Annotated in this window: 13 protein-coding genes; 7 read left to right on the forward strand and 6 right to left on the reverse strand. The window is 69.7% G+C overall.

Translation table 11 applies throughout. The features are described from left to right. Together ACN675_RS09970 and ACN675_RS09975 are read left to right on the forward strand one after the other, a co-directional pair. A partial coding sequence (locus tag ACN675_RS09970; RefSeq protein WP_420750708.1) for an ABC transporter permease occupies positions 1-709 on the forward strand: 709 nt, incomplete at its 5' end. Beyond that, positions 706-1737 carry an ABC transporter ATP-binding protein gene (locus tag ACN675_RS09975; protein WP_420750709.1) on the forward strand — a complete coding sequence of 344 codons (1032 nt, stop codon included), beginning with the start codon at positions 706-708 and terminating at the stop codon, positions 1735-1737. The genes ACN675_RS09970 and ACN675_RS09975, both read left to right, overlap by 4 nt. A 32-nt stretch (positions 1738-1769) precedes the next feature. Here ACN675_RS09975 and ACN675_RS09980 read toward each other — a convergent pair whose 3' ends face one another. Then, on the reverse strand, positions 1770-2240 hold the full coding sequence (locus ACN675_RS09980; RefSeq protein ID WP_197253847.1) for a gamma-glutamylcyclotransferase: 471 nt from the start codon (positions 2238-2240) through the stop codon (positions 1770-1772). 179 nt (positions 2241-2419) lie between these two features. On the opposite strand from ACN675_RS09980, the gene ACN675_RS09985 reads away from it, so the two are divergent. Both ACN675_RS09985 and ACN675_RS09990 read left to right on the forward strand, forming a co-directional pair. Beyond that, complete coding sequence (locus tag ACN675_RS09985) at positions 2420-3817, forward strand: NAD(P)H-quinone dehydrogenase (protein ID WP_420750710.1); 1398 nt, start codon at positions 2420-2422, stop codon at positions 3815-3817. A gap of 186 nt (positions 3818-4003) precedes the next feature. Next, complete coding sequence (locus tag ACN675_RS09990) at positions 4004-5221, forward strand: PLP-dependent aminotransferase family protein (RefSeq protein WP_420750711.1); 1218 nt, start codon at positions 4004-4006, stop codon at positions 5219-5221. Here ACN675_RS09990 and glpK read toward each other — a convergent pair. Continuing rightward, positions 5206-6720 carry a glycerol kinase GlpK gene (gene glpK, locus ACN675_RS09995; protein WP_420750712.1) on the reverse strand — a complete coding sequence of 505 codons (1515 nt, stop codon included), beginning with the start codon at positions 6718-6720 and terminating at the stop codon, positions 5206-5208. The two genes, ACN675_RS09990 and glpK, sit on opposite strands and share 16 nt — an antisense overlap. A gap of 110 nt (positions 6721-6830) precedes the next feature. Here glpK and glpD point away from each other — a divergent pair, with 110 nt between their 5' ends. Then, the gene (gene glpD, locus ACN675_RS10000; protein ID WP_420750713.1) at positions 6831-8564 is read left to right on the forward strand and encodes a glycerol-3-phosphate dehydrogenase; all 1734 of its coding nucleotides are present in this window, start codon (positions 6831-6833) and stop codon (positions 8562-8564) included. Between the two features lie 46 nt (positions 8565-8610). On the opposite strand, the gene ACN675_RS10005 is transcribed toward glpD, so the two are convergent. The 3 genes from ACN675_RS10005 to ACN675_RS10015 form a co-directional block, all read right to left on the reverse strand. Next, positions 8611-9159, reverse strand: a complete 549-nt coding sequence (locus ACN675_RS10005; RefSeq protein ID WP_420750714.1) for a hypothetical protein — start codon at positions 9157-9159, stop codon at positions 8611-8613. Between the two features lie 53 nt (positions 9160-9212). Then, complete coding sequence (locus tag ACN675_RS10010) at positions 9213-9749, reverse strand: hypothetical protein (protein ID WP_420750715.1); 537 nt, start codon at positions 9747-9749, stop codon at positions 9213-9215. 73 nt (positions 9750-9822) lie between these two features. Beyond that, entirely contained in the window at positions 9823-10770 is a 948-nt protein-coding gene (locus ACN675_RS10015) for an oxygenase MpaB family protein (protein ID WP_420750716.1), read from the reverse strand. Positions 10771-10820: 50 nt separating this feature from the next. Between ACN675_RS10015 and ACN675_RS10020 the strand changes: the two genes are divergently transcribed. Both ACN675_RS10020 and ACN675_RS10025 read left to right on the forward strand, forming a co-directional pair. Then, positions 10821-11414 carry a TetR/AcrR family transcriptional regulator gene (locus ACN675_RS10020; protein ID WP_420750717.1) on the forward strand — a complete coding sequence of 198 codons (594 nt, stop codon included), beginning with the start codon at positions 10821-10823 and terminating at the stop codon, positions 11412-11414. Between the two features lie 84 nt (positions 11415-11498). After that, positions 11499-11756: a DUF7218 family protein gene (locus tag ACN675_RS10025; protein ID WP_420750718.1), complete on the forward strand. Its 258-nt coding sequence runs from the start codon at positions 11499-11501 to the stop codon at positions 11754-11756. 9 nt (positions 11757-11765) lie between these two features. On the opposite strand, the gene ACN675_RS10030 is transcribed toward ACN675_RS10025, so the two are convergent. After that, the gene (locus ACN675_RS10030; RefSeq protein ID WP_420750719.1) at positions 11766-12557 is read right to left on the reverse strand and encodes a DNA-formamidopyrimidine glycosylase family protein; all 792 of its coding nucleotides are present in this window, start codon (positions 12555-12557) and stop codon (positions 11766-11768) included. Between the last annotated feature and the right edge of the window lies 1 nt (position 12558).

Genomic DNA, 12558 nt, shown 5'->3' on the forward strand with positions numbered 1-12558 from the left:
CGTGGGGGTCCCGGTGGCCGGGCTGGCCCGGTGGCTGTGGAGATCGCAGCAGGCGTCGGTCGACTGGACCGCCATCTGGACCGCGACCACCTACACCCTGTGGGTCGCCGCGCTCGGCGCGTTGCTGACCACCGCCCTGGCCCTGCCGGTCGGCGTGTTCGCGGCCCGCTCGACGTCGCCGCTGGCCCGGTTCACCGAGAGCTCCGCCTACGTCGGCTTCGCGCTGCCCGGCATCACCGTCGGCCTGGCACTCGTGTTCTTCGGGATCCGGCTGCTGCCGCAGTGGTACCAGCACACCCCGATGCTGCTCGTGGCCTACGCCGTGCTGTTCCTGCCCCTCGCCGTGGGATCCATCCATGCCGCGGTCGCGGCGATCCCGCCCGGCCTCGAGGATGCATCGGCGACGCTCGGCAGCGGCCGGTTCCTCACGGGTCTGCGCGTGACGGTCCCGCTCGCCGCACCGGGGGTCGTCGCCGGATGTGCGCTGGCGTTCCTCACCATCGCGAAGGAACTGCCCGCGACGCTGCTGCTCGTCCCGATCGGGCACGAGACCCTGGCCACCGGCATGTGGAAGCACACCGAAACTCTCGAATACGGTTCGGCAGCGCCGTACGCGGTGATCCTCGTGCTCATCGCGGCGCTGCCGTCGCTGATCCTGGGCCGGCTGCTGCGCGGTCGCGTCGATGCCGAAAGTGGTGGTGAGGAGTGAACGGACTGACCGTCGACGCGGTGTGTGCCCGGTACGGGCGCACCCAGGTCGTCACCGACGTGTCCGTCGAGGTTCCGCGGGGAGACCTGCTCGCTGTGCTCGGCCCGTCCGGCGGCGGCAAGACCACGTTGCTGCGGGTGATCGCGGGCCTGCATCCGGCGAGCGCCGGCCGGGTCGTCGCGGACGGCAGGTCCGTGACGGACCTGCCACCCGAGCGCCGCGGCGTGGGTCTGGTCCCGCAGGAGGGCGCGCTGTTCCCGCACCTCGACGTCGCCCGCAACATCGGCTACGGCCTGACCCGACCCACCTGGGACTCGCGGGTCCGTCAGCGGGGCGCGCGGGCCCGTCGCGTCGGCGAACTCCTCGACCTGATCGGGCTGGCGGGCATGGGCCGGCGGAAGCCCGGCCAGTTGTCCGGCGGCCAGCAGCAGCGGGTCGCGCTGGCCCGGGCGCTCGCACCGCGACCGGCGGTGGTGCTGCTCGACGAGCCGTTCAGCGCGCTCGACGCCGGACTGCGGTCCAGCCTGCGCGCCGACGTGCGTGTCCTGTTGCGGGAACAGCAGGTCGCGTCGGTGCTGGTGACGCACGATCAGACCGAGGCACTCGCGATCGCGGACCGGGTCGCGATCATGCTCGACGGCCGGTTCGCCCAGATCGGGACCCCGGAGGAGGTGTACCGGACCCCCGTCTCCGTCGCGGTGGGGGAGTTCGTGGGCGAGGCGATCGTGCTCGACGCCGAAGCGGACGGCGACCATGCCCACACGGCAGTCGGAAAGGTGCAGCTCACCGCGCCGGGGCGCGGCCCCGGCCGGATTCTGGTGCGACCCGAGCAGATCGCCGTCGAAGCGGCGGTGGAGGAGTCGTCGTTCACGGTCCGCGACATCGCCTTCGGTGGTGCACACAGCGAGGTGCGGGTCGACGGACCGGGCATCACGATCCGCTCACTGCGCGGCGACGTCGACGACCTGCGCCCCGGTGACGCCGTGTCGGTGCGGGTGTGTCTGCCGGTCCCGTTCTACGCGGCCTGATGCAACCCCCGGCCTGACGCAACCCCCGGCGGTCAGAACGCGTCGGGCCGGCCGGGTCCGACGTTGCGGCTGTTGCGGGTCCGCAGGTCCATCACGTAGTCGGAGGGGGCGCCCGCGATTTCCGCGGCATCGGCCATGACACCGAGGTAGCGCGCGGACGGCAGGCCGCCCTCGTACGCGTCCACGACGTACAGCCACGCGAGAACCGGCCCGTCGGCGGTGTCCACACGCACCCGGATCTTGCGGTGGACGCCCAGTTCGGAGCCCTCCCAGCGGTCCAGGCTGCGCTCGTCCTCGTCCGGGACGTCGTAGAGCACCACGAACACCTTCGAGTCCTCGTCCTCGACGACGGTCGCGAGGGCACCCTCCCACCCGAGGTCGGCGCCGCTGAACGTCAACCGCCAGCCGTGCAACCACCCGGTGCCCGCCATCGGCGAGTGCGGGCAGCGCTGCAACATCTGCTCCGGATGCATGTTGGACCCGTAGGCGGCGTAGATCGGCACGTGCCTAAGGCTAATCGGTCACCGCCCGACGCAGGATTCGGGGCACTTGTCGCCGAGTCCGCGCGTCCGTATGCGCCGCCCGCGCCCGGTGGCATAGCGTTTATGAGGGCGAAGCGGTGACCCTGCACGCCCGGAAACCGGCCCCGAGGACCATCTCGGAATCGATACAGAGGAGAAAAATGACCCGGATCGTGATCATCGGCGGTGGGCCTGCGGGCTACGAGGCTGCGCTGGTGGCGGCCCAGTACGGCGCGACGGTGTCACTGATCGATTCGGACGGGGTCGGCGGCGCCTGTGTGCTGTTCGACTGTGTGCCGTCGAAGACCTTCATCGCGTCGACCGGTGTGCGCACCGACATGCGCCGTGCCGCGGACCTCGGCATCGAGCTCGAACGCGCCGCCGTGTCGCTGCCGCAGGTCCATGCCCGCGTCAAGGGCCTCGCCCGTGCCCAGTCCGCCGACATCCGCACCAAGCTCGAGGCCGCCGGTGTGTCGATCTACTCGGGCCACGGCGAACTCATCGACCGCGAGGTCGGCATGGCGGCCCACCAGGTCCGCGCGAACCTGTTCACCGGTGACGAGAAGGTGCTCGACGCGGACGTCGTTCTCATCGCGACCGGCGCGAGCCCCCGGGTGCTGCCCGGCGCGGTGCCGGACGGCGAGCGCATCCTCACCTGGCGTCAGCTCTACGATCTCGACAAGCTGCCCGAGCACCTGGTCGTCGTCGGGTCCGGTGTCACCGGCGCCGAGTTCGTCTCGGCGTACACCGAAGTCGGCGTGCAGGTCACCCTGGTGTCGAGCCGTGACCGCGTGCTGCCACACGAGGACGAGGATGCGGCGCTCGTGCTCGAGGACGCGTTCGCCGAGCGCGGCGTCACCCTCGTCAAGCACGCCCGCGCGGACGTGGTCGAACGCACCGAGGAGGGGGTGCGCGTGCTGCTCGCCGACGGCCGGATCGTCGAGGGCAGCCACGCCCTCATGACCGTCGGTTCGATTCCCAACACGTCCGGTCTCGGTCTCGAGAAGATCGGACTCGAACTCGATCGCGGTGGCTACATCCCGGTCGACCGCGTGTCGCGCACCGCGGTGCCGGGCGTGTACGCGGCGGGTGACTGCACCGGTCTGCTGCCGCTCGCGTCGGTCGCGGCGATGCAGGGCCGCATCGCGATGTACCACGCGCTCGGTGAAGGCGTGAGCCCCATCAAGCTCAAAACCGTTGCGTCCGCGGTGTTCACGCGTCCGGAGATCGCCACGGTCGGTGTCAGCCAGGCTGCGATCGACAACGGCGAGGTCCCGGCGCGGACCGTGATGCTGCCGCTGAACACCAATCCGCGCGCGAAGATGGCGGGACTCAAGCGCGGTTTCGTGAAGATCTTCTGCCGTCCCGCGACCGGCGTGGTCATCGGTGGTGTCGTGGTCGCGTCGACGGCGTCGGAGCTGATCCTGCCGATCGCGATCGCCGTGCAGAACAACCTGTCGGTCAACGATCTCGCGGCGACCTTCTCGGTGTACCCGTCGCTGAGCGGGTCGATCACGGAGGCGGCGCGTCAGCTCATGCGGCACGACGACCTCGACTGATCGAGTCACGTTCTACGGTGGCGCATTTCACGATGTGAGACGGCGTGTTCACATGGTGGTGCCGTGATGAGGTAAGCTCTTTCCGGGTCGGTCGTACCCACGACCGCTCGTCACGGCATCCCTCCGCCCGCAGATCCGGACGCTCGGTGCTGCTTCGCTCACCACCCCTCTGCTCGTGGAGTATCCATGACACGTATCCGAGCCCGCCGTCTCGACGGGTTGACCAGTTCCGCCATCCGAGATCTGCTCGAAGTCACGGCCCGGCCCGAGGTGATCAGCCTCGCCGGCGGCCTGCCCGCCGCCGAGTTGCTGCCCACCGCGCGGATCGCCGAGGCCGCCGCGTCCGCGCTCGCGGATCCCGCGACCGCCCAGTACACCGAGACCTGCGGGCTCGGGGACCTGCGCACGGTGATCGCCGCCCGCGAGAGCGGCCGACTCGGCCGCACGGTGGATCCGCAGCAGGTCGTCGTCACCCACGGTTCGCAGCAGGCCCTGAGCCTGATCGCGCAGGCGCTGCTCGACCCGGGCGATCTCGTCGTCGTCGAGGAACCCGCGTATACCGGGGCGCTACAGGTGTTCCGGGCCGCCGAGGCCACCCTCGCCTCCGTCCCCGTCGACGACGACGGTCTCGACACCGATGCGCTCGAGGAGCTGCTCGCGCGTGGCGCGCGGCCCGTGCTCGTGCACACCGTCGCCACCTTCCACAATCCGCGTGGCGCGGTTCTGTCGGCGCCGCGGCGGGCGCACCTCGCGGCCCTCGCCGACCGCTACGGATTCCGCGTCGTCGAGGACGATCCGTACGGCGACCTGTGGTTCGGTACACCGCCTCCGGCGCCGGTCGCCTCCCACACGGACCGGGTGATCCGGTTGTCGAGCGCGTCGAAGATCGTCGCCCCGGCGCTGCGGGTCGGCTGGCTGCTCGCCGACCGCGACGTGTGCGCGTCCGTGGAACTGCTCAAGCAGGGCGCGGATCTGTGCGGGTCGTCGCTGACCCAGCGGATCGCCGCGGATCTGCTCGCCGACACCGCCTGGCTCGACGCCCATCTGACGACCCTGCGCGGCACCTACGGTGCCCGTGCGCACGCACTGGCCGCCGCTCTGACGGCCGAATTCGGTCCGGACGTGACGTATTCGCCGGTGCGCGGCGGCATGTTCACCTGGTCGTCGCTGCCCACCGCGGTTCCGGCCGCCGAATTGCTCCCTGTCGCAGCGGATCTCGGTGTCGCCTTCGTCCCGGGTGATGCGTTCGCGGTGGCCGGCGACCACACGCATTCCGTGAGGCTGTGTTTCGCCACCTCTGCCGAGGACGAACTCGCCGAGGCAGTCCGGCGCCTGGGCGCGGCGGTACGGACCGCCGAGGGCGCCCGCCCGAAGGCCCAGGTCCAGGCTCAGGCCCAGTCGTAGGTCCGTTCGACGGCCTTGTTCCACTCGCCGTACAGCCGCTCGCGTTCGGCCTCGTCGAGGGCGGGCTCCCAGGTGTCGCCGACCGCCCAGTTGCGGCGGATGTCGTCCTCGCCCTCCCAGAATCCGACGGCGAGACCGGCCGCGTAGGCCGCGCCGAGCGCGGTGGTCTCCGCGACCACCGGACGCACCACCGGCACTCCGAGGATGTCGGCCTGGAACTGCATCAGGGTGCGGTTGACGACCATGCCGCCGTCGACCTTGAGTGTGCTCAGATCGACCCCGGAATCCGCGCGCATCGCCTCGATGACCTCGCGGGTCTGGTACGCGGTCGCCTCCAGGGCGGCGCGTGCCAGGTGGCCCTTGTTGACGAACCGGGTCAGACCCGCGATGACGCCGCGGGCGTCGGGGCGCCAGCGAGGCGCGAACAGCCCGGAGAACGCCGGCACGAAGTAGGCGCCGCCGTTGTCCGGGACGGTCGCGGCGAGGTCCTCGATTTCCGCTGCGGTGCGGATGATTCCGAGATTGTCGCGCAGCCACTGCACGAGCGATCCGGTCACCGCGACGGATCCTTCGAGCGCGTACACCGCCGGAGCGTCACCGATCCGGTAGCAGACCGTCGTGAGCAGGCCGTGCTCACTGCGCACCGGCGTGGTGCCGGTGTTGAGCAGCAGGAAGTTTCCGGTGCCGTAGGTGTTCTTGGCCTCGCCGGGCGACAGGCACGCCTGTCCGAAGGTGGCGGCCTGCTGGTCGCCGAGGATGCCCGCGACCGGAACCCCCGCGAGCGGACCGCGTTCGCGTGCGTAGCCGTACACCTCGGACGAACTGCGGATCTGCGGCAGCATCGACATCGGGATCCCGAAAGCCGCGCAGATCTGCGGATCCCATTGCAGTGTCCGGAGATTCATCAGCATGGTGCGCGAGGCGTTGGTGACGTCGGTGACGTGCACACCCGGTTCCTGCGTGCCGTTGCCGACTCCGCCGGTCAGATTCCACACGATCCAGCTGTCCACGGTGCCGAACGCCAGCTCGCCGGCCTCCGCCTTCTCCCGGGCGCCTTCGACGTTGTCGAGGATCCAGCGCACCTTCGGGCCCGAAAAGTACGTCGACAGAGGCAGTCCCGTCGCCTCGCGATACCGGTCGACGCCGGCGTCCCCGGCGAGTTCGTCGATCAGCCGATCCGTGCGGGTGTCCTGCCACACGATCGCGTTGTACACCGGCTTGCCTGTGGTGCGGTCCCACACCACGGCGGTCTCACGCTGATTCGTGATGCCGATCGCGACGACCGAACCGCGCGGCAGGTCCGCCTTGGCCAGCGCCAGTGCCGCGACCTCGCGGGTGTTCGTCCACAGCGTCTCGGGGTCGTGTTCGACCCATCCCGAGCGCGGGAAGATCTGTTCGTGCTCGGTCTGCGCGACCGAGACGATGCGGCCGTCGTGGTCGAACAGGATGCAGCGGCTCGAGGTGGTGCCCTGGTCGATCGCGGCGATGTACTGGTTCACGGCGGCCTCGCTCGAAATCGGTGGTCGGAAGGTTGCGTCCGGGTCAGCGGTACGACCTGAAAGCTACTAGCCTGGGTCCGGATACGTCGACGAGGCACAGGAGTGGCGCGGTGACCAACCAAGCGGGTGTGCAGATCCTCGGGCCCGAGCAGCGCCGCGAGGCGTGGCAGCGACTGGGTTCCGAACAGTTCGATGTGGTCGTCATCGGTGGAGGCGTCGTCGGTGCCGGTGCCGCACTGGACGCCGCGACCCGCGGCTTGCGGGTCGCCCTCGTCGAGGCACGGGATTTCGCCTCGGGCACCTCGAGCCGGTCGTCGAAGATGTTCCACGGCGGTCTGCGTTATCTCGAACAGCTCGAGTTCGGTCTGGTCCGGGAAGCGTTGCGCGAGCGGGAACTGTCGCTGACGACGCTCGCCCCGCACCTGGTCAAGCCGCTCGAGTTCCTGTTCCCGCTCACCCACCGGGTGTGGGAGCGGCCGTACATTGCCGCAGGGATCTTCCTCTACGACCGGATGGGCGGGGCGAAGTCCGTACCCGCACAGAAACACCTGACCCGGTCGGGTGCGCTGCGCATGGCGCCGGGTCTCAAGCGGTCGTCGCTCATCGGCGGGATCCGCTACTTCGACACGGTCGTCGACGACGCCCGGCACACGATGACGGTGGCGCGGACGGCGGCGCACTACGGCGCGGTCGTGCGTACGTCGACGCAGGTGGTCGGGTTCCTGCGGGAAGCGGACCGGGTGTCGGGTGTGCAGGTGCGCGACTCCGAGGACGGATCCGTCACCGAGGTGAAGGCGCACGTGGTGATCAACGCGACGGGTGTGTGGACCGACGAGATCCAGGCGCTGTCGCGGCAGCGCGGCCGGTTCCGGGTGCGCGCCTCGAAGGGCGTGCACATCGTGGTGCCCCGCGACCGCATCGTCGCCGATTCCGCGATCATCCTGCGCACCGAGAAGTCGGTGCTGTTCGTCATCCCGTGGGGCAACCACTGGATCATCGGCACCACCGACACCGACTGGAATCTCGATCTCGCGCACCCCGCGGCGACGAAGGCCGACATCGACTACATCCTCGACCACGTCAACGAGGTGCTCGTCACCCCGCTCACCCCCGAGGACATCGACGGGGTGTACGCGGGTCTGCGTCCGCTGCTCGCGGGGGAGAGCGACGAGACCTCGAAGCTGTCCCGCGAGCACGCGGTCGCGCGCGTGGCGCCCGGGCTGGTGGCGATCGCCGGCGGCAAGTACACCACCTACCGCGTCATGGCCGAGGACGCCGTCGATCTGGCCGCCGAGGACATTCCGTCGCGCATCGCGCCGTCGATCACCGAGAGGGTGCCGCTGGTGGGCGCCGACGGGTACTTCGCGCTCGTGAACCAGACGATGCACCTCGCCGATCGGTACCGGGTGCACCCATACCGGATCAAGCACCTGCTCGACCGGTACGGCTCGCTCGTCGAGGAGGTGCTCGCCCACGCCGACGGCAAACCCGAACTGCTGCAACCTCTCACCGATGCGCCGCAGTACCTGCAGGTCGAGGTCGTCTACGGAGCCGCCGCCGAAGGCGCGCTGCACCTCGAGGACCTGCTCGCGCGGCGCACCCGGATCTCCATCGAGTATCCGCACCGCGGGGTGCACTGCGCCGAGCAGGTCGCGCGGCTCGTCGCCCCGATCCTGGGCTGGGACACGGAGACGGTGGAGCGGGAGATCAGCACGTACCGCGCGAGGGTCGACGCCGAGGTCCGGTCGCAGAGCCGACCCGACGACGAGTCCGCGGACGCGTTGCGCGCGGCGGCACCCGAGGCCCGCGCAGAGATCCTCGAGCCGGTGCCGGTCTGGGGCTGACCACCCGGGAACCGTCGCGCCGGCCGAGATCCACCGCGCGGCCCGCTCACAGCTCGGCGAGCAGGCTCTTCCAGAATGCCTTCGCGTCGTCCACGGAATCCGGGGACGGAAGCCGGTTGTGGGCCACCGCGATCCGGCTCCTTCCGGGACCGCTCTCGCCGATGGTGACCTCGACGCGGGTGCCGTCGTCGAGTGTGCAGCGCCAGTATCGCCACTTCGGCGTCGTGGAGGTCGTCGGGTCGCCGGCGAGATCCCGATCGGCAAGGCGGGTGCGGCCGCCGATCAGCGCGGTCCACGCCGCGAGCGCGTCGTCCGGTGAGCCGTCGACGGTGCGGCTCGCGGCAGCGGAGAAGGTTCCGTCCGACTGCTGGCCGGGAACGCGCCGGCCGATGTGCTGTTCGTAGGCGACGGTGACGGACTGGGCCCACCATCCCGCGTTCGCGACGCCGAGCGAATCGAGTTCACGTTGCACGTGCGGGGCGATGTCCCGATGAGCCAGCTCGGCTGCGCCGAGTTCGTCGAGCCGGCGGACCCACTGTTCCCACGGCCGGGAGGTGCTGCGCTCGATGGCGGTGATGTTGGCGGGCGCGGTCATGCTCCGACACTAGTCCCGGTACGGCCCGGGATCCGGCATTCGGCGGTCCCCGGTCAGTGGGTGAGCAGGACCTTCGTGAGCACGACCGACAAAGCGACCAGCATGATGACCGCGGCACTCGTGAGCCAGCCCTTGCTGGGACGTTTACCGTTGAGTCTGCCGATGACGAAGACGATCCCGCCGATCCGCACGAGCACCGCGATCTCGGCGAGCAGCTGTGCGGTACGGGGCTCGAGCCAGCCGATCCATCCGATCGCCAGGATCACGCACGGCATCACCGCCGAGCTGAGGATCGGCACCGAATTGCGGACCTCGGCCCAGCGTTCGGCGGCGGTCAGCGGCGTGCCCACACGCACGCTGTGCCCGATCGCCTCGGCGAAGACGTGCGCGACGAACGTCGACAGCGTGGTTCCCAGGACGATCGCGATCCCGACGTACTGCCGGTCGGTCACCACCGGCACGAGCGCCGCCAGCACCAGGATGTTGCCGTAGATGTAGGCACTGATGCGGCTGGCGGCGTTGCTGCGGTCGAGGGGCTGACTCCGCGAGAACAGGGGACCGTGCAGCACGGCGTGGGCATCGACCTTCATGCAGACAAGGGTGGCATGCGGCGACCGTGTTCGCGTGCTTCTGTCGTCGGCGGGGTCGTCGTCGCAGGGGTCGTCAACGGCTTCCGTGCACAGGAACCGTCGGGCTGTAGTGGATGGGCAGGTCGCGGCGGTCGAGCGGCGGCAGGTTCCGTGCCGGGGTGTGCACGAGCGGCGCATCGCTCGGGAGCCGACCGGCTTCACGGTCCCACCCGGCGCGGGCCCGCGGATGGTAGCGATAGCGCCACGGCACGAGCCGGGTACCGAGACCGATCGCCCGGCCGATCGAACGGTGCAGGCGCTCCTCGGGGCGTGACCACGAGAAGCCGAGCAGGTCGCGCACGGGCTGGTCGTAGAGGCCGACGGTCAGCCACAGGAATCCGCGGGTGACGACCGGACGCACGGCCCGCCAGATCGGTTCCGGAAACCACCGGAGGAACGGCGGCCGGTCGAGCTGCGACAGGTCGAGGACGTCGCGGGTGGCCTTGTTGTCCTCGAGGACGTTCCGGCACATGTGGTCCCAGTACTCGAGGAACGTCTCCCACGACTCGGGGACAGGGCGCATCGACATCCCGTAGAGGCGGTACCACTGCACGTGCTCGTCGAACAGTCGGTGCTTGTCGGCGAGCGAGAGCGGGCCGTCGAACCATTCGATCGACACGACCAGGCTGTAGAAGAACGTGGCGTGTGCCCAGTAGAACGTGTCGGGGTCCAGCGCGTGGTACTTGCGGCCGCGGGCGTCGACGCCCTTGATGGTGTCGTGGTATCCGCGCACCTGACGTGCGGTCTCGGGGGCACGGGGTCCGTCGAACACGACACCGTAGATGGGGTACAGCGACCGGTACAGGCGTTCCCAGCGTTCGTCGAAGAACTTCGAATGCTGTTCGACGCCGGCACCGAGGCCGGGGTGCATGTTCTGCATCGACCCGGCCCACGGCCCGAACAGCATGCCGCGCCACCCGCCGAAGTACTTCCACGTGAGCGAATCCGGCCCGAGCGGCACCGGCGAGTTCTGACTACGCATGTTGTCAGAGTAGAATTCCGGCGCGCAGGGGTCAACGACAGGATCGAGCCGTGGAACCAACGCGCCGCAGTTGGGCGGGCACCGCCCTCGAGGAGCGTCGGCGCGTGAGACGCGAGGCCCTCCTGGAGGCGGGAATTGAGCTGCTCGGGGCCGTCGACCGGTCGGCCTCGAACGTGCGCGCGGTGTGCCGCGCCGCCGGACTCACCGAACGGTACTTCTACGAAAGCTTCGGCGACCGGGACACGTTCGTCCGTGCCGTCTACGACGAGGTCGGCGACCGCGCGCGCAGGGCACTGATCGACGCGGTCGCCGGAGCGCCCCCGAACAAGCGCGCGGACGCCGCCGTGCGCGTGTTCGTCGAGTTGATGGTCGATCAGCCCGCCATGGGACGGGTACTGCTGCTGGCGCCGTTGCGTGAACCGGCGATCGGCACCAGCGGCGTCGAACTGGCGCCCCAATTCGTGACACTCGTGCGGGAGCAGCTCCCTATCGAGGACCCGGAGAAACGGCAGATGGTCGCGGTCGGGCTGGTCGGGGCACTGACCAGCCTGTTCATGGGCTACCTCGAAGGCACGATCGTCGTGCCGCGAGAAACTCTCGTGCAGCACTGCGTCGAACTCGTCGAGCGCGCGGGACGCGGTTGATCCTGCATCTGTGATCCTGCACTTGGGGGCGCGGTTGCGCGGACCCGAGGATGGGTATCCGTCACCCGACGAAGGGAGAATGCGATGCCGAACCCCTCGATCAAGGACGAGAAACTCTACGAAGAGCTTCGCGAGGACGGTGCTTCGAAGGAGAAGGCCGCGCGAATCGCGAATGCCGCCGCCTCACGCGGACGGTCGTCGGTGGGGCACAAGGGTGGCAAGTCCGGTTCGTACGAAGACTGGACCGTCGCGGAACTGAAGAAGCGCGCCAAGGAGATCGGGCTCACCGGATACTCGTCGAAGCGCAAGAGCGAGCTGATCAAGGCCCTGCGCGATCACTGATCTGCACGATCACCGATCCGCGCCTCGCTGACAGGACGGGCAGTGGTAGAACACCCGCTCCGGGTCGCTCGCGGTACCCAGCGTGCCGGACACGACCGTGCTGCCACAGCGAAGGCACGGTCGTCCGGCCCGCCCGTACACCCACAGGTTCCGGCCCGGCCGGCGGTCGCCGGTGGTGATGCGTACGGCGCGGTCGCGGTTGGCGGCGAGCAGTCGATGCGCCAGGTCCACCCACGCCGCGAGGTCGCCGGCGTCGGCGACGGGCACTGCGGGATGCACCCCGCGCAGGAAACACAATTCGCTGCGGTACACGTTCCCGACACCGGCGAGGACCCGCTGATCGAGCAACGCCAGTCCGATGGGCCGGGCGGGATCGCGTGCGAGATTGGCGGCGGCCAGAGCCGGATCCCACGACGAGCCGAGCAGATCCGGACCCAGATGCCCGATGGCGTCGGACTCGCGGTCGTGTGGAAGGACTTCGACGATCCCGAGGTCGAAACCCACCGCCTGCACATCGGCGGTCTCGAGAACCAGGCGCGCACGGAAGCCGGGTTTGCGCCAGCGGGCGCCGCGGGCGTAGATCTGCCATTCGCCGTCCATCATCAGGTGCGTGTGCACCGTGTATTCGGGCAACCGCGTCAGGATGTGCTTGCCGTACGCGACGGTGTCGGTCACCTCCGCGCCGGACAGATCCACGGTGGCGTAGCGCGGAACCCGGAAGTCGGATCGCGTCAACGTCTTTCCCGACAGCGCCGCGTGCAGACGCGCCGCGGTCCGGAACACGGTGTCGCCCTCGGGCATG

This window comes from Rhodococcus sp. O3, assembly GCF_048897285.1.
Taxonomy (GTDB): domain Bacteria; phylum Actinomycetota; class Actinomycetes; order Mycobacteriales; family Mycobacteriaceae; genus Rhodococcus.

What these genes read in the sequence shown, in the direction of transcription:
- ACN675_RS09985 (WP_420750710.1), top strand. Translation starts at nt 2,420, where the DNA reads ATGACCCGGATCGTGATCATCGGCGGTGGGCCTGCGGGCTACGAGGCT.
- ACN675_RS09990 (WP_420750711.1), top strand. Translation starts at nt 4,004, where the DNA reads ATGACACGTATCCGAGCCCGCCGTCTCGACGGGTTGACCAGTTCCGCC.
- ACN675_RS10005 (WP_420750714.1), bottom strand. Translation starts at nt 9,159, where the DNA reads ATGACCGCGCCCGCCAACATCACCGCCATCGAGCGCAGCACCTCCCGG.
- ACN675_RS10010 (WP_420750715.1), bottom strand. Translation starts at nt 9,749, where the DNA reads ATGAAGGTCGATGCCCACGCCGTGCTGCACGGTCCCCTGTTCTCGCGG.
- ACN675_RS10015 (WP_420750716.1), bottom strand. Translation starts at nt 10,770, where the DNA reads ATGCGTAGTCAGAACTCGCCGGTGCCGCTCGGGCCGGATTCGCTCACG.
- ACN675_RS10025 (WP_420750718.1), top strand. Translation starts at nt 11,499, where the DNA reads ATGCCGAACCCCTCGATCAAGGACGAGAAACTCTACGAAGAGCTTCGC.
- ACN675_RS10030 (WP_420750719.1), bottom strand. Translation starts at nt 12,557, where the DNA reads ATGCCCGAGGGCGACACCGTGTTCCGGACCGCGGCGCGTCTGCACGCG.